Source organism: Staphylococcus pseudoxylosus (genome assembly GCF_044794325.1).
Taxonomy (GTDB): Bacteria; Bacillota; Bacilli; order Staphylococcales; family Staphylococcaceae; genus Staphylococcus; species Staphylococcus pseudoxylosus.
Genome location: NZ_CP085024.1, coordinates 147,172 through 165,354 on the forward strand (window position 1 = coordinate 147,172; position 18,183 = coordinate 165,354).

Consider the following 18,183-nt stretch of genomic DNA (forward strand, 5'->3'; position numbering starts at 1 on the left):
AAGTTATGTACGACACGATTATAACTAAATGATATTACAATTTTTAAATGAGAAAGAGGAAAAATGATGAACAAAATTACTAAGATGAGTGCAGTATTAATTGCATCAGGTGTTATTTTAGCGGGATGTGGAAACGGCAAAGGCATAGAAGAGAAGAAAGAGAATAAGCAGTTAACGTATACAACAGTGAAAGATATTGGAGATATGAATCCACATCTCTATGGTGGGTCTATGTCTGCAGAAAGTATGATTTATGAGCCACTTGTACGTAATACTAAAGACGGTATCAAGCCATTGTTAGCTAAAAGTTGGGATGTGTCTGATGATGGTAAAACGTATACTTTCCATTTGCGTGATGACGTTAAATTCCACGATGGTACAGGGTTTGACGCTGAGGCAGTTAAGAAAAATATTGATGCAGTTCAACAAAATAAAAAATTGCATTCATGGTTAAAGATTTCAACATTAATTGATAATGTCAGTGTTAAAGACAAATACACCGTCGAACTTCAGTTAACAGAACCATATCAGCCAGCTTTAGCAGAATTAGCAATGCCGCGACCATATGTATTTGTATCACCAAAGGATTTTAAAGATGATGGCACTAAGAACGGCGTGAAATCATTTGATGGCACAGGTCCATTTAAACTTGGTGAACATAAAAAAGACGAGTCAGCAGATTTTAATAAAAATAATGATTATTGGGGCGAAAAATCTAAGTTAAACAAAATACAAGCAAAAGTAATGCCAGCAGGTGAGACTGCCTTTTTATCAATGAAAAAGGGAGAGACAAACTTTGCTTTCACAGACGATAGAGGTACAGATAGCTTAGACAAAGACGCTTTAAAACAATTGAAAGATTCTGGTGATTACCAAGTTAAACGTAGCCAACCAATGAATACCAAAATGTTAGTGGCAAATTCTGGTAAAAAAGACAGTCCAGTGAGCGATAAAACTGTGAGGCAAGCCATTGGTCATATGGTAAATAGAGATAAAATAACTAAAGAAATCTTAAATGGCGAAGAAAAGCCTGCAACACAACTATTCGCGAAGAATGTTACAGATATTAATTTCGACATGCCTACACGTAAATATGATGTAGAAAAGGCGGAAGCGCTGTTAGAAGAAGCGGGTTGGAAACAAGAGAAAGATAGTAATGTCCGCAAAAAAAATGGTAAAGAATTAGCAATGACTATGTATTATGACAAAGGCTCTTCTAGTCAAAAAGAGCAAGCAGAATTTTTACAAGCAGAATTTAAGAAAATGGGTGTTCAATTACAAATTAGTGGTGATACATCAGACAAAGTTGCAGAACGTCGTACATCTGGTGACTATGACTTGATGTTTAATCAAACTTGGGGATTATTGTATGACCCACAAAGTACACTGAGCGCATTTAAAGCAAGTAATGGTTATGAAAGTGCCACATCAGGTATCGCTAATAAGAATGAGCTGTACGACAATATTGATGAATCATTTAAAATTCAAGATAGTAAACAACGTTCTGATGCTTACAAACAAATTTTACAACAAATAGATAATGAAGGTATTTTCATTCCTATATCACACGGCAGAATGACAGTGGTTGCACCTAATGATTTAGAGAAATTATCATTTACACAGTCGCAATATGAATTGCCTTTTAATGAAATGCAATTTAAATAAAGGAGTGCATTTATAATGTTCAAATTTATTTTAAAGCGTGTGATGATTATGGTTCCACTGATGATTGTAGTAAGTTTTATGACGTTTTTACTAACTTATATAACAGATGAAAACCCGGCGGTTACAATTTTACATGCACAAGGCACACCAGACGTATCACCACAATTAATTGAAGAAACAAATGAGAAGTACGGATTAAATGACCCGTTAGTGACTCAATATATGAATTGGCTATTACAAGCATTGCAGTTAGATTTTGGTACGAGTTATATTACAGGAGATCCTGTTGCAGAACGTATTGGTCCAGCATTTTTAAACACCTTAAAACTAACTGTTATTTCTAGCATTATGGTAATGATCACCTCAATTATTTTAGGGGTGGTCAGTGCCTTAACAAGAGGGAAATTTGCAGATCGTGCGATACGTTCTGTGGCTTTCTTTCTAACAGGCTTACCGTCTTATTGGATTGCTTCGATATTAATTATTTACGTTTCTGTAAATTTAAATTTATTGCCAACTTCTGGACTGACAGGTCCTGAAAGTTACATATTGCCAGTTGTTGTTATTACAATTGCATATGCTGGTATTTACTTTAGAAATATTAGGCGTTCAATTGTTGAGCAGTTAAATGAAGACTATGTACTGTATTTGAAAGCATGCGGTGTTAAATCGACAACTTTAATGTTGCACGTATTACGTAATGCATTACAAGTAGCCGTCTCAATATTCTGCATGTCTATACCAATGATTATGGGTGGGTTAGTAGTAATCGAGTATATATTTGCTTGGCCAGGATTAGGGCAATTAAGCTTGAAAGCCATATTAGAACATGATTTTCCTGTCATACAAGCGTATGTATTAATTGTGGCTATACTATTTGTTGTATTTAATACATTAGCAGATATAATCAATGCACTCTTGAATCCAAGATTAAGGGAGGCATCGTGATGATTATTTTAAAACGTTTATTACAAGATAGGGGCGCTGTTATTGCTCTAGCCATTATTGTCTTATATATTGTGTTAGGTTTTGCAGCTCCTGTTGTAACAGTGCATGACCCTAATCATATTGATACAGCGAATAAATATAGTGGAATAAGTTTACAACATTTTTTAGGTACTGATCATTTAGGACGAGATATTTTAACGAGGTTGATTTATGCGATTAGACCCAGCTTATTATATGTTTTTGTAGCGCTCTTTATTTCTGTTTTAGTTGGTGCCATATTAGGTTTTATTTCTGGTTATTTCCGGGGTTATATTGATGCACTTATCATGCGTATGTGTGATGTGATGTTAGCATTCCCTAGTTATGTTGTTACACTCGCACTGATTGCTTTATTTGGTATGGGTGCTGAAAATATTATTATGGCATTTATTTTAACGCGCTGGGCATGGTTTTGCCGTGTAATTCGCACAAGTGTTATGCAATATACTGCCTCAGACCATGTTAAATTTGCCAAGACAATTGGCATGAGTGATTTGAAAATTATTCGCAGACATATTATGCCGTTGACACTGGGGGATATTGCAATAATCTCAAGTAGTTCTATGTGTTCCATGATTTTACAAATATCTGGGTTTTCATTTTTAGGATTAGGTGTTAAAGCGCCGACTGCTGAGTGGGGCATGATGCTCAATGAAGCTAGAAAAGTAATGTTTACCCATCCAGAAATGATGTTTGCTCCGGGTATTGCAATCGTTATTATAGTTATGGCATTTAACTTTTTATCAGATGCATTACAAATTGCGATTGATCCAAGGATATCTTCAAAGGAAAAATTACGTGCTGTGAAGAAAGGATTGGTGCAATCATGACGTTATTAACAGTACAACATCTGTTTATCAAAGATAGCTGGACAAATCAGACCATTGTTAACGATGTGAACTTTACAGTGGATAAAGGTGAAGTGATAGGTATTATTGGTGAAAGCGGTAGTGGTAAGTCAGTTACATGTAAAGCTTTAGTAGGTTTAAATCCTAAGCGTTTAAATGTTGAAGGAACAGTGACATTTAATAATGTACAAATGCTTACTTTGTCAGAGATGCAGTTAAAGAAACATAGAGGCAAAGACATTGCGATGGTTATGCAACAAGGTAGCCGTGCATTCGATCCATCATCTACAGTGGGCAAGCAATTGGTTGAAACTATGAAGGTTCATACGCAATTATCTATTCAAGAAATTGAAGCAACATTGACAGAATATATGCATTATATGGGATTAAACAATCCCATACAGATATTAAAGTCATACCCCTATATGTTATCTGGGGGAATGTTACAGCGTATGATGATTGCTTTAGCTTTGGCATTAAAGCCCAAACTAATTATTGCAGATGAACCGACGACAGCTTTAGACACTATTACACAATATGATGTGTTGCAGGCGTTTAAAGATATTAAGCAACATTTCGATTGCGCCATGATCTTTATTTCACATGACTTAACAGTGATTAATCACATCGCAGACCGAGTAGTTGTGATGAGAAAAGGACAACTTATTGAAGAAGGCACTAGAGAAGCGGTACTATACCAACCACAACAAGCGTATACGCAGTATTTATTATCTACACGAAAAAAAGTTAATGATTATTTTAAATATGTATTAAGGGGTGACTCCAATGCTTAAGATTATGAATGTTGAAAAGTCGTATTCGCGTTCACACATATTTCGGCGTAGCATGACCCCTATTGTTAAAGATGTGTCCTTTGAATGCCCAGTTGGTAAAGCAATTGCAATTATCGGCGAGAGTGGTAGCGGAAAATCAACATTAAGTAGGATGGTATTAGGTATTGAGAAGCCTAACAAAGGTTTAGTAACGTTGAATGATCAAGCCATGTATAAGAAAAAGGTGAGAAATCATCAAATAAGTGCGATTTTTCAAGATTACACATCTTCATTACATCCTTTCCAATCTGTGAAAGAAATATTATTAGAAGTGATGTGCCAGTGTGACAATCAACCTAAGGCAGTCATGGAGGCACGAGCGATTGAATTATTAGAAGAAGTTGGATTATCGCAAGTATATATGGATAAATATCCAAATATGTTATCCGGCGGTGAAGCGCAACGTGTGGCGATTGCACGCGCCATATGTATGAACCCTAAATATATATTGTTCGATGAAGCAATCAGTTCTTTAGATATGTCGATTCAAACCCAAATTTTAGACTTGTTAGTAGATTTACGCTCGAAAAGGCAGTTAAGTTATATTTTTATTACACATGATATTCAAGCTGCTACTTATTTGTGTGAGCAGTTAATTATTTTTAAAAATGGCAAGATTGAAGAACAAATTGCAACCAAAGATTTACATCTAAGTGATAATGCTTATACAAAAGCATTGATTGAAAAACAATTATCATTCTAAGGAGTGAGACAATGAAAGGTGCTATGGCATGGCCTTTTTTGAGATTATATATACTAACATTAATGTTTTTTAGCGCGAACGCTATTTTGAATGTCTTTATACCATTACGAGGACATGATATTGGAGCTACAAATACGGTTATCGGTATTGTAATGGGTGCTTATATGCTAACTGCTATGGTATTTAGACCTTGGGCAGGACAAATTATTGCACGTGTTGGCCCAATTAAAGTATTACGTATCATTTTAATTATTAATGCCATTACTTTAATTCTATATGGTTTTACTGGATTAGAAGGCTATTTCTTGGCACGTGTGATGCAAGGTGTATGTACAGCATTCTTCTCGATGTCATTACAACTAGGCATTATTGATGCCTTACCAGAAGAGCATCGTTCAGAAGGGGTTTCGTTGTATTCACTATTTTCGACAATTCCTAATTTGATTGGTCCTATTATCGCCATTGGTATTTGGCACGCTGATAATATATCTATTTTTGCGATTGTTATTATTTTTATTGCGCTATCCACCATGTTCTTTGGTTATCGTGTCACAATTGCCGAACAAGAACCGGATACATCCCATAAAATTGAAGAAATGTCATTTAATGCAGTTACGGTATTTGCTCAGTTTTTCAAAAACAAAGAGTTGTTCAATAGTGGTTTAATCATGATTGTAGCATCGATTGTATTTGGTGCGGTAAGTACTTTTGTTCCGTTGTACACTGTGAATTATGGTTTTGCGAGTGCGGGTATATTCCTAACTATTCAAGCGATAGCAGTGGTTGTATCAAGATTTTATTTAAGAAAATATATCCCATCGGATGGATTATGGCATCCAAAGTTTATGGTAACAGTATTATCGCTACTAATGGTTGCATCTTTTGTTGTGGCGTTTGGCCCACAAGTAGGCGTCGTGATTTTCTATGCGAGCGCAATCTTAATCGGTATCACGCAAGCATTGGTTTACCCAACATTAACGTCGTACCTAAGCTTTGTCTTACCTAAAGTAGGGCGTAACATGTTATTGGGTTTGTTTATTGCATGTGCAGATTTAGGTATTTCTTTGGGAAGTGTCATAATGGGACCGATTTCTGATTCACTAGGATTTAAATGGATGTATATTATTTGTGGTCTGCTTGTGATTTGCGTAATGACGTTAAGTATGATGAAACGTCCTATATCTTATAAATAGAGCTAGTGTAGATTAGCAAAAGTTTTACTACGTGATGCTTGAAAAGGGTAGTAATTACAATCATGAAAATAGTATTGTCTGCATCGTTTTGCTTAGCGTGGATGCTAAAATGATGTATTGATCAAGTTTAAAATTATAGAGATATTACATATAAAACATATAATAAACGCTATAAATTGCTTAAGAAAGGCATTTTATAGCGTTTTAAATTTGGAAATTCAAATAAATAATAAGGAAAGCTTTGTTAACATACTTTATACTTAAAACAAAATGGCAGAATAGAGGTTATTGTAGTGAGGCAGTTATGGATTTGGGGTATATGTATCATAATTAAACCACAGACGCAGTTAAAGCAAGGCTAGTAGCACCATAAATAGATTCTATTTTCAAACTTATCAATGATATTATTTTTAAATATATATACAAGATTTTAAAACCTGATTGCTATGTAGAACTTTATTTTAGTACACTGTAATTATCAAACTTATAGGGGAGTTTAAATGGACAGTTCACAGAATCAGGTTATCGAGAGTTATAAGGCATTTTGGACACGTTTTATTGATGTTAATGGAAGGTCAACACGCCCTGAATTTTGGCATCCTTTCTGGATTAATTTTTTAATATCTTCTGTTTTAGGTGTTGTATCTAGTGGTTTACTTAGTGGCTTATTTGCAATAGCTATTATTGTTCCTACTTTTACGGTGATGGTAAGACGCTTACATGATACAAATCGTACTATGATTCTTGCTATCATTTCTTATATTAGTGGTTTTATTACATTGATTGCTGCAACGCTATTTATTATAGGTGTTATTATTATTGTTGCCAATACAGAAAGTCATGGTTTGCTTGGTGCTACAGTTATGGCGGGTATTTTCGGTACTGTAGTTGCAGGATTGGTCACACTTTATACTTGGTTTGTACTGATACTTGCAGGTAACAAAGAACCTAATAAGTACGGTACAGGAGGCAGTTGCGAAACTGATATTGAAGTATATACACAACAATAAATATGATGTTAAATATTGACGGCTGGAAGCATATTCAAAGTAATGATGCTCCAGCCTTTTTGTTTGTTTAATAGTGTCTACACTATAAAGTATTCGAAACTTCAGCGATTAATAAGCTTTTGAAAAGGGTACAATTAATTAAATATCTAAGTGTAAAGGCTATAATAGCATTAAAGTAATTGTAATGAGCAAGTTAGCTTGTTATGTAAAGGATGAGCTGAGGTAAAGCGTGATTTTGCCTGCTCATCTTTTTAATTGGAGGTTTAAGATATGAAAAGAATTCTTTTAACAGGTGCTTCAGGCTATATTGGTAGCCATTTAATGAATAAATTAAAAAAAGATTATGAAGTTATTGCTATTTCTAGACATATAGAAAATAAAAAAAATGAACAAAATGTAACGTGGAAATCTGCTGATTTATTCGATTTAAATGAAATAACAAAAGTGATGAATGAAGTCGATATTGCTATATACCTAGTTCATTCGATGATGCCTTCGGCCAAATTAACACAAGCCAGTTTTGAAGATATGGATGCATTATTAGCAGATAATTTCGCAAAGGCAGCGAGCGTTAATAACGTGCAGCATATTGTATTTATGAGTGGTTTGATTCCCAGCACTGATGAATTATCACCGCATTTAAGAAGTCGCTTAGAATGTGAACGAATTTTAGGATCATATGGCGTGCCAGTAAGTACGTTAAGAGCAGGTTTAATAATAGGTTCTAAAGGGAGTTCTTATCCAATATTAAAAAAATTAGTAGAACGTTTGCCAGGATTGTTATTACCGCAATGGGCAAATAATACGACATTGCCTGTCGCAATCGAAGATGTAATAAATGGACTTTATAAAATTGTAGAGCGTCACCCACATGTTAATGAATCGATTGATATTGGTGGCCCAACACATATGACCTATAAAGATTTATTTAAACAAACAGCAGATGTATTAGACAAATGCTTACCTATGATAGATTTACCTATTATTCCCATTTGGCTTAGCAAGTTTTGGGTTAAATTGATTTCTGGTGTTCCGAAAGAAATGGTTTATCCACTAATGGATAGTTTAATACATGATATGGTTAGAGATGATAAAAATACTGTGGAAGGTATATCTATTGGAGCTATTGATTATAAAGAAAGCGTACGTATCGCATTAGAGGAAGAAACTAAGTCGAAAAGCAAACATAAAAGTAAAAGCAAAGGTAAGCTAACGGTTAAAGACGTTAGAGCGATTTCAAGAGTTACCTTACCCAAAGATGAAAGTATGAGTCAATTAGCAGAGCGGTATGCAAACTTTTTAAATCATATTACATTAAATACAGTTAGCAGTAACTTTAACGAAGATGATTTTACCATAACGGTGCCGTTTTTGAATAAAGAATTACTATTATTAAGAAAAGATGTTGAGGCATCCAATGACGAAAGGATTTTATACCGTATTGTTGGTGGAGACCTTGCTTTAGATTCAAAGGGAGGGAACGCGAGATTAGAATTTAGAAGGTTACCTAACAGTAGTGAGTGTATCATAGCACTTCAAGAATATGAGCCTACACTTCCTTGGTGGGTTTATAAATATACACAAGCGAAGATTCATAAAAGTGTGATGAATCTCTTTAAATTAAAATTGAGATCCAAAAAATGTTCAAGAAGTAGAGATAAGGTAACAATAATTTTACCAGTGATTTTGATAGGTTCAATGATCTTTAAACTATATGCTTTTAAACAACATTCAGCTAGAAGTAAACATGCTACGAATGTAGAACGGTAAAAGCGGGTGTCATTACATTCTGATTTAAGAAGGAGATTTTATAATGAGTATTATCAATAAAATTAAACCAGTCATAAAAGTTATAACGCCTATTTTAGGTGGTAAGTTTATTGGGAAATTTGCCGTTAAGAATGCACGAAAAGACTATAAAAATAATGTGAAACCACCATTTTCACCACCAGGATATGCTTTTCCAATTGTGTGGCCAATACTCTATACAACTATGGGTGTAGCATACATGTTAGTATCCCATAAAGCTGATAATAAAAAGTTAAAAGGTGTTTATTATTCGCAATTAAGTCTGAACTACTTATGGTCTATATTGTATTTTAAATATAAATTACGATTTAGTGCATTGGTAGAAAGTTTTGTATTACTTGGAGCAGTAACAATGACAACTATGAAATTTTTCAATGTTAAGAAGATTACTGGCTTGCTATTGGTTCCATATTTACTTTGGAGTGCATTTGCAACGTATTTAACCGCCGGGAATTGGTGGTTAAATAAAGACAACAAAGATTATAATAGAAATTCATGATTTTTATAAAATATAGCTAATATGCACAATGAAAAGTATAAGTAAACATTTATCAATTGTTGAATCATTTATATTTCAACTATTGATAAAAATGTTTGTCAGTGAGAGTAGGAGGGCATAGAAATGCGTTTAGGAGTCATACTCAATCGTGTTTTTAGAGTTAAAGACAATCCACTATTTGAATATGTAGCAGAACATCAAGATGAGATAAATAAAGTGTATTTTATCTTACCTATAGAAGATTTAGATGACGCAGCAACAGTAAAGCGTGATTATTACCACAAAGTAATAAAAGGGTTTGTAAGTACACTAGAAAGGTATGATATACAACCTTATATTGTTACATACGAAAAGTTAGGTGAATTAGCTCATACATTGGAGTTGTCTCATGTATTATTAGCGAAAGATATTATGAGTTACCACAAAGAAATGTATGACTATCATCATGTCAAACGAGCATTTGCAAACCGGCAAATTACAGTAATTGGGCAGCGTGTGAATCATTATTTTCAACCTACAAAGACTTTTAATAAACAGCAACAGCCTTATAAAGTATTTACTAGTTTTTATAAAGCAAATCGTCAAGATTTAGTACATACCCCTAAGAAAAATTACCAATTTAAGCAGTTGACTAAAAATACGCAAAAAGGTTTTAATCAGAGCGACTTAAAATTCGGAAATAGTAAAGATATAGAAAAGTTAGCGCGTAAAGCATGGCATGATTTTTTAAATGATGACATCGTTCATTACGATAAATTGACTGACGATGTATCGCAAGATTTTGTAAGTGGATTAGGTAAATACTTAGCATATGGACTACTCGATATTCGTGAAATTATAAATGATTTGCTTGAAGGTTACGATAGCGATGAATCAAGTTATGAAGCTTTTATGAGAGAGGTTATATTCCGTGAATTTTATTACGTGTTAATGACACAATACCCAGAAACGGCAACTAAGTCTTTTTCTGAAAAGTATCGCAACATGCAATGGTCTTATAATAAATATCATTTTGCAGCGTGGAAAAAGGGGGAAACTGGCTATCCAATCGTTGATGCTGCAATGAAGAAGCTAAACCGTACAGGGTATATGCACAATCGATTAAGAATGGTGGTATCTCAATTTTTAACCAAAAATTTATTCATCGATTGGACATGGGGAGAAGCATATTTCAGAAAATATTTAATAGACTATGATAATGCATCTAATGTACATGGTTGGCAGTGGTCAGCGTCGACTGGAACAGATGCAGTGCCTTATTTTAGAATGTTTAATCCTATACGTCAAAGTGAACGTTTTGATGCAAATGGCTACTTTATTAAAACGCAATTGGAAATATTCGATGAAGTTTCGAGTAAAATTATTCACGACCCGACAAGCCATAAGACCCAATTTAAAGAAAAATATCACATTGACATTGGTAAAGATTATCCAGAAGCTATCGTAGATCATCAAAGTAGTAGAGATTATGTTATGCACAAATTCAAACATTTTTAATAAATATCTTTGTATATTTTAAGTGCAGTGTTTGAATAAAATCTATGGAAAAGCATTATGTTTCTCCTGTTCAGTGTGCCGTTTGTCTAACCTTACACTGACCGTACGCTTACTATCTTAAGAATTTATGTTAATTATTTAAACTTCAGCGTTAGAAGTAATTGTTATCTCATTTATAAACATTTGAAAGGATATAGGACATAAACCCCGTATTAAAAATAAAGTACTAATCCGCATGAATGTGCCCCCAAAAAGTTAGATTTTCAGGCTAACTTTTTGGGGGCATTTTTACGGATAAAGATTATAATATGACACAAATGATACTAACGATAGAAATTAACGCATACGCTTTAGTTAGAGATGAAAGACAAGAAAATAATAATTTAAATATTTAATTGCTTATATGAATTGGACCTCCTGGACCTACAGGTATACCTAGTAAATACCAGATGATCATAAAGATTGTCCATATGATTCCTCCAATAATACTATAGGGCAATAAATTAGCGATTAGGGTACCGAGTGCAATTTTCTTATTGTACTTACGTGCAACAGTTAATAAGAAAGGCAGGTAAGGAATCATAGGTGTAATAGGATTAGTGATAGAATCGCCTATTCTATAAACCATTTGAGTAAAGGCAGGATGGAAGCCTAATGTTGCAAACATCGGAATAAATATTGGCGCTAAGATGCCCCATTTAGCAGAAGCACTACCCATAAAGATATTAATTGTTGCTGTAAGTACAATTAAGCCAATAATTAAAGTGACACCGCTTTGATGTTCTAGTAATTGAGCGCCATTAATCGCAGTAATTTGGCCAATATGACTCCAATCAAAGAAAGCCAATAATTGTGCCGCAAAGAAAATAACGATAATGAAACTGCTCATATCAGCCATACTCTGTGTCAATATTTTACCCAGTGATTTACTATTTTGTATTTTACCGCTTTTAATGCCATAAATAATACCTGGAATAGCAAAAGTAATTAACAGTATCACACCAAAACCATTCATCAAAGGTGAGTCTACAAGCAATTTCCCAGTGTCATTATTTCTTAAAAAGCTATGTTTAGGTATGGCTATAACAATGATACATATTAACCATAAAGCTAATATCAAGTTTGACCATAACAGTGCTTTACGTTCTTGAACAGTAAATGTTTTTTTATCTGCACTTACATCGGTATCTTCATCTATACTTAAATGTTGAAAACGCGGGATGGTCACTTTTTTAGCTAAGAAATATATAATTGGCACTAATAAAAAAGTTGATATAGACATAAAGAACCAATTCATTGCAACATTAATTGATAGATCGACATCAAATAATTTGAGCGCAGATTGTGTAAATGAAAATGATAAGGCATCATCTAGACCTATGATGATATTTGCGCCATAACCGACTTCAACAGCAGCATAACTCATAATTAAGCCAGAAATTGGATGATAGCCCAATTTAATAAAAATCATTGCTGTAAGCATTGGCATAATCATAGGTGCAGCGCCACCCGCAGCATTACCTAATATAGATATAAAAATTAAAAATGGTAAAACGAGTTTATGTGGTGTCTTATCGACCACACTATGTAATAAATGTTCGAAATATCCAGTCTTTTCAGCAAGTCCCATACCAATCATAACCACTAAAACCATACCTAAGGCTGGAAAGGTTACGAAGTTGTTGATTGTTTCAGTTAATATTTTTGTTAAGCCTTCCCAATTTAACAAATTGACTACATGAATGGTTTTATTATTTGTTGGTTGTGTTGCTTGGACATTGAATAAAGATAGCACCCAAGACAAACCAAGTACAATGAGGCATAATAAGAAGAAAAGCATACTAGGGTCAGGTAATTTATTACCTGCGCGCTCAACCCTCGTTAAAACATGAATAGATATTCGTTTTATCATATAATTTTGCCCCCCAAAAAATAAATTAAGCTATTATTATAGCAGATAAAATTCCAAATTATTCGATTTTTCTAAAAATTTTCTGTTATTTAAATCTGCTTACGTGAAAAATTGTGAAAGCGGAACTAATGGTAACTTTTGTGTATTTATAAGGGGGAGTTTTGTACACAATTTGTTAAAAAAGGATTGGGAGCTAGGGGGCTCACCAATCCTTTATAGTCTTATAAATTATTTTAAATATGCTATCTGTATCATGGCTATTGTGCACATTCATAAGGGTTAAAATCAAGCGGCATAGGAGTAGCAAATCCTAGCATTACAAAGTCTTCCTCACCTGTGTTTGTCATACCATGGGCATCGCCTGGAAATGATACAAATATATCGCCTGCTTGGATTGTTTTTTGATGATTATCGTTGGTAAAAAATGTTCCTTTACCTTGGAGAACAATCCATACATCATCTGCCTCTTTGTGTGTATGACAAGGCAATTTTTGACCTGGTTTTAGGCACCAAACAGCACCAGCTGAATGTGGTGATTCATAGAATACAGTTTTTTTAGCTGCTTCATTAGAAAAATGTTGTAAATCAGAAATTTTAAAAAATCGATTAGATGTTTGTAACATCGTTCTCACTCCTGTCAGTTCACGATATAATTTGGTGTTTCGTCACTAAGTTGTTTCACTACGTTTGTTGCTACAATATCTGCCATCATATCTCTTGCTTCAAAAGTTGCATTACCAATATGTGGTGTAATGACTACATTCTTCATTGATTTAAGCTCTTCTGTTATTTGTGGTTCGAATTCAAATACATCTAGTGCAGCACCTTCAATTACACCTTCTTTAAGTGCTTTGACTAGTTCTGCCTCATAAACAATTGGACCTCTAGATGCATTGATTAAATATGAAGTTGGCTTCATTTTTTGAATGGCTTCGTAATCAATCATATGTTTTAATTGCTCATTATAGGCACAATTTAAAGTCACGAAATCTGAACGTTCTAACAGTGTATCGAGTGTGACATATTTAGCGTTTAACTCAGCTTCTTTATCTTCATAGCGTTTTGGACCTGTGTAAAGTATGTTCATATCAAAGCCTTTCGCACGCTTTGCAACTGCCGTACCGATTTCTCCTAAGCCTATAATACCAATTGTTTTGCCTGATACTTCACGACCTCTAAAGAATAGAGGAGACCAGCCATTGAACCCTTCATTACGGCAAAGTTGATCGCCTTCAGGAATACGACGAGCGACAGCCAATAAGATTCCCATTGTTAACTCAGCTGTTGCATTTGTAGAAGCTATAGGTGTATTCGTAACATTAATATGGTGTTCGCGAGCCGCTTGGATATCAATGTTATTAAAACCAGCACCATAATTTGCAATGATTTTTAATTTTGGCGCCGATTCAATGACTTGTCGGCTTACCTGGGTAGACAATAAAGTGATTAATGCATCTGCATCTTGAATTTTTTGTATTAACAGTTCTTGAGAAATCAATGTTTCGCCTGTGTACATATCAACATCAAAATGTTTTTTGAGTTGATTAAGTCCTGTTTCTGGAATTGCGCCTGCTATAAAAACTTTTTTCATAAAAATCGTCTCCTTTGATTATGTGAAAAGTTTCACAATATTTAATTTAAGTTTAGCATGTGCCTGGTGATTAGGTATGTCTAAAATGATGAAGTAGTAGGTGTTTTTTGTCTGAAACAAACAAATTTCAGAATATAAAAAGCCTCCTAAACGTTAGATATAGAAACATAACGTTTAAGAGAGCGTAGGGGGAAGGGTATTAAGTACAAGATTTTCGGTTATGTGTGTTTCAAAAATAATTTGGAATAAATTAAGATTAGTAAAATAGGAATTTATAAAGAAGAAATAAAGAATTGAATATGCTTATTTAAGTTTGATCGCTATATGAAAGAGTATGAGACATAAATAGATATTCTTAAAATAAAAGGCTGGGACAGAATCTTGATATATCACTCCCTTATAGTTTCGATTTGTACATCGTCTAGTTTGAAAGGGCTATATCATATCGTGTCTCAGCCTTAAATTTCATATTTAATTATATTTGATATCGGATAAATAAATAATTTTAAAATCATTATTTTTACACTAATATTACAATTTTAGTTTTGTAATTGTAATTCGATTTCTTCTAAACTTTTACCACGCGTTTCCGGTAAGAATTTAACTACAAAAATGAGTGCTAATGCCCCTATAACTGCAAAAATCAAGAATACATATTCTACTTCTAACATATTAACAAGGATAGGAAATACTTGAGAAATAATAAGTGTTCCTATTTGTAATACTACAATAGCGATACCAGTAGCTGCACCTCGAGCGCGTGTAGGGAACATTTCTGGCAACATTACCCACATAATTGGCCCCCATGTTGCGCCAAAGAATAGTATAAATAACGATAAACAAATGATAATAATCCAAGCAACTTGAGTAATACCCATAGTAGCAATTGTAATTGTCATTATCAAAAGTGAAATAATCATCCCAATATTCCCAATTACAAGTAATTTTTTTCTATCAATTTTATCGATGATAACTATAGAGAGAATTGTTACCAAAACATTGACTATTCCTAAACCAACTGTTCCAAGTATAGAGCTTGAACTTCCTAATCCAGCTTTAGTTAGTATAAGTGGTGTATAATATATAATTGCGTTAATGCCTATGATTTGTTGGAAAAATGCAAATAAACAGCCAATGATAAGTACTGGACGTACCCATTTTGCTCTGAGTAATTTCCATGCGGATTCTGAGTTATGAATTACATTTTTCATATCGTTTATTTCTTTTTCAATCTCATGTTGTTTAAATGTTAAGCTCATGACGTGACGTGCTGCTGTTTCAGATCTGTTTTCTAATAGCCATCTCGGACTTTCAGGCATAAATATAACGCCGATTAATAATATGATAGCCGGTACAACTGCTAAGCCAATCATCCATCTCCAAGCTTCTGCATCAGCCAATAAAAAGTTTGTACAATAAGCTACTAATATACCAATAGTTATCATTAAAGGGTTTAATGCGGCTAAGGAACCTCTGAATTTTGTAGGGGCCATTTCAGAAAGATATACAGGTATAATAGCTGTTGAACTACCAACACCCAAACCTATAACAAGTCGTCCTATCACTAATAAATCGACACTATTTGCAACTGCCATTAATAAAGAACCAATAATGTAAATGATAGCAATAATAAATACAACTTTACGGCGCCCTAATTTGTCAGAAATCGGACCACTCAAGCCAGCGCCTATAATAGCACCGATTAGCATAGAAGATACAACTAATCCTTGGGTAAAGCTAGTAAGTGGAATATCATTATTAATAAATAGTAAAGCTCCTGAAATTACGCCATTATCATATCCATAGAGTAAACCGCCAAGTGCACCTAGTACAAAAATGAGTTTTTTATTAACTTTGAATTCCATTGTTATCCACACTTTCACTTGTTATATTGTCTATTAAATACACTTTCGTTTCATATGGACGTAATGTATTTTTAAGGATAGGTTCACCATAATTTCCAATTAACAATTTTTTATTTTCATTTTGTTCAATTCTATAATTAGTATTTATTTTTTCGTCTGTAAAATTACTTACAACATATAATTTGCTTTCATTTAAAGTTCTCTCGAAAGCGAATATCTTGCTGTTGCTTCTATCTATTGCTTTAAAGCTGCCATAAACGATAATTTCATATTGCTTTCTTAATTGGATGAGTGCTTGATAATAATAAAATATAGAGTCGCTATCATTTAATGATGCTTCTACATTAATATTTTTATAATTTTCATTAACTACGAACCAAGGTGTACTGTCAGTAAATCCAGCATTTTTTGTTGAATCCCACTGCATAGGAGTGCGTGCATTGTCTCTAGAGGCAAAATGAATATATTTCATCATTTGCGAATTAGTTATAGAATTTTTATTTTCGACTAATTCTTTATATGCGTTTAATGTTTCAATATCTTCATATTGCTCAATATGATTTAAGTGAATGTTTGTCATACCGATTTCTTCACCTTGGTAAATATATGGTGTGCCTTGCAATAAATGTAATGTGGTAGCTAGCATTTTAGCCGAAAGTGTACGATATTCTGGTCGATCATCACCAAAGCGGGAAACACATCTTGGGTTATCGTGATTATTCCAATATAATGAATTCCATCCAATACCTTGAAGGTTTTCTTGCCACTTAAATAAACTTTCTTTTAAATCTCTTAAATTTACTTTTTGATTATTCCATTTACCTCTAATAGGATCATAATCTAGTGACATATGTTCCCATTGGAAAATCATTTGTAATTCATTACGCTCAGAACCAGTGTATTTTAATGCTTCTTCAATCGGTACATTCACCATTTCTCCAACTGTCATTACGTCATATTTTGATAAAACCTCTTTATTCATTTCATTTATATAACGATGCGCATTAGGACCGTTTGCAATAAATGAAGCTGAATTTGGTTCAAGGTTTTGAGATATGTTAGGGTCATCAGGGATATTTGGATCTTTTGAAATCATATTTATAACATCCATTCTAAAGCCATCAACGCCTTTGTCTAACCAATAGCGCATCATATCATAAACTTCGGATCTTAGTTGTTCATTGTCCCAATTAAGATCAGGTTGTTTTTCTGAAAATAGGTGCAAATAGTACTGATTAGTTGTTTCATCGTATGTCCACGCAGGACCATTAAAATAACTTTGCCAATTATTCGGATGATTACCATCTTCACCATCTTTCCAAATATAGTAATCTCTATAAGCATTATTCTTATCTTTTCTACTCTCAATAAACCATGCATGCTCGTCTGATGTATGATTAACTACTAAATCCATAATAATCTTTATATTTTTTTTGTGTGCTTCTTCTAATAACTGATTAAAATCATTCATATCTCCAAAATCATTCATGATTTTCTTGTAATTAGAAATATCATATCCATTATCATCGTTTGGAGATTCATAAATTGGGTTTAACCAAATAACATCAATACCAAGTTTGTCAAGATAATCTAATTTTTGTATGATACCTTGTAAATCTCCTATGCCATCATTGTTACTATCTTTAAAACTACGTGGATATATTTGATAAACAACTGCTTCTTTCCACCAATTTTTTTCCATAAAAAACATCCTTTCTATAAAGAGAAATTTTTACTCAAACGTTTGAGTAAAAATAATAATTAAAAATCT

15 protein-coding genes are annotated in these 18,183 nt (G+C 33.5%); 10 read left to right on the forward strand and 5 right to left on the reverse strand.

Annotated features, from left to right (window positions below):
- Positions 1-66: 66 nt before the first annotated feature.
- The 10 genes from cntA (at position 67) to LG295_RS00745 (ending at position 11,044) form a co-directional block, all read left to right on the forward strand.
- A complete protein-coding gene (gene cntA, locus LG295_RS00700) occupies positions 67-1,665 on the forward strand; it encodes a staphylopine-dependent metal ABC transporter substrate-binding lipoprotein CntA (RefSeq protein WP_107557515.1) in 1,599 nt (532 codons plus the stop codon).
- A gap of 15 nt (positions 1,666-1,680) precedes the next feature.
- Positions 1,681-2,613 carry a nickel/cobalt ABC transporter permease gene (opp1B, locus tag LG295_RS00705; protein WP_107557516.1) on the forward strand — a complete coding sequence of 311 codons (933 nt, stop codon included), beginning with the start codon at positions 1,681-1,683 and terminating at the stop codon, positions 2,611-2,613.
- Entirely contained in the window at positions 2,613-3,482 is an 870-nt protein-coding gene (gene cntC / locus LG295_RS00710) for a staphylopine uptake ABC transporter permease subunit CntC (RefSeq protein WP_404476135.1), read from the forward strand. The genes opp1B and cntC overlap by 1 nt, the downstream gene beginning before the upstream one ends.
- On the forward strand, positions 3,479-4,294 hold the full coding sequence (cntD, locus tag LG295_RS00715; protein ID WP_404476137.1) for a staphylopine uptake ABC transporter ATP-binding protein CntD: 816 nt from the start codon (positions 3,479-3,481) through the stop codon (positions 4,292-4,294). The genes cntC and cntD overlap by 4 nt, the downstream gene beginning before the upstream one ends.
- Positions 4,287-5,036, forward strand: a complete 750-nt coding sequence (locus LG295_RS00720; protein ID WP_107557519.1) for an ABC transporter ATP-binding protein — start codon at positions 4,287-4,289, stop codon at positions 5,034-5,036. Before cntD ends, LG295_RS00720 begins: the two co-directional genes overlap by 8 nt.
- 11 nt (positions 5,037-5,047) lie before the next feature.
- Positions 5,048-6,229, forward strand: coding sequence for a staphylopine family metallophore export MFS transporter CntE (gene cntE / locus LG295_RS00725; protein WP_404476139.1), 1,182 nt, complete (start codon positions 5,048-5,050; stop codon positions 6,227-6,229).
- 500 nt (positions 6,230-6,729) lie between these two features.
- The gene (locus LG295_RS00730; protein WP_107530089.1) at positions 6,730-7,239 is read left to right on the forward strand and encodes a DUF805 domain-containing protein; all 510 of its coding nucleotides are present in this window, start codon (positions 6,730-6,732) and stop codon (positions 7,237-7,239) included.
- Between the two features lie 270 nt (positions 7,240-7,509).
- Positions 7,510-9,009 (forward strand): NAD-dependent epimerase/dehydratase family protein, encoded by a 1,500-nt coding sequence (locus LG295_RS00735; protein WP_318832508.1) that lies wholly within the window; start codon positions 7,510-7,512, stop codon positions 9,007-9,009.
- Between the two features lie 43 nt (positions 9,010-9,052).
- A complete protein-coding gene (locus LG295_RS00740) occupies positions 9,053-9,547 on the forward strand; it encodes a TspO/MBR family protein (protein ID WP_107557522.1) in 495 nt (164 codons plus the stop codon).
- A gap of 123 nt (positions 9,548-9,670) precedes the next feature.
- Positions 9,671-11,044, forward strand: a complete 1,374-nt coding sequence (locus LG295_RS00745) for a cryptochrome/photolyase family protein (RefSeq protein ID WP_404476140.1) — start codon at positions 9,671-9,673, stop codon at positions 11,042-11,044.
- A 391-nt stretch (positions 11,045-11,435) separates the two neighbouring features.
- On the opposite strand, the gene LG295_RS00750 is transcribed toward LG295_RS00745, so the two are convergent.
- From LG295_RS00750 to LG295_RS00770, 5 genes are all read right to left on the reverse strand, one after another.
- Positions 11,436-12,956: an AbgT family transporter gene (locus LG295_RS00750; RefSeq protein ID WP_345965610.1), complete on the reverse strand. Its 1,521-nt coding sequence runs from the start codon at positions 12,954-12,956 to the stop codon at positions 11,436-11,438.
- Between the two features lie 257 nt (positions 12,957-13,213).
- Positions 13,214-13,579, reverse strand: coding sequence for a cupin domain-containing protein (locus tag LG295_RS00755; RefSeq protein ID WP_107530094.1), 366 nt, complete (start codon positions 13,577-13,579; stop codon positions 13,214-13,216).
- A gap of 14 nt (positions 13,580-13,593) precedes the next feature.
- A complete protein-coding gene (locus tag LG295_RS00760) occupies positions 13,594-14,547 on the reverse strand; it encodes an NAD(P)-dependent oxidoreductase (protein WP_107557523.1) in 954 nt (317 codons plus the stop codon).
- Between the two features lie 539 nt (positions 14,548-15,086).
- Positions 15,087-16,412: a sugar porter family MFS transporter gene (locus tag LG295_RS00765; protein ID WP_325999273.1), complete on the reverse strand. Its 1,326-nt coding sequence runs from the start codon at positions 16,410-16,412 to the stop codon at positions 15,087-15,089.
- A complete protein-coding gene (locus LG295_RS00770; protein ID WP_325999274.1) occupies positions 16,396-18,114 on the reverse strand; it encodes an alpha-glucosidase in 1,719 nt (572 codons plus the stop codon). The genes LG295_RS00765 and LG295_RS00770 overlap by 17 nt, the downstream gene beginning before the upstream one ends.
- Positions 18,115-18,183 lie beyond the last annotated feature (69 nt).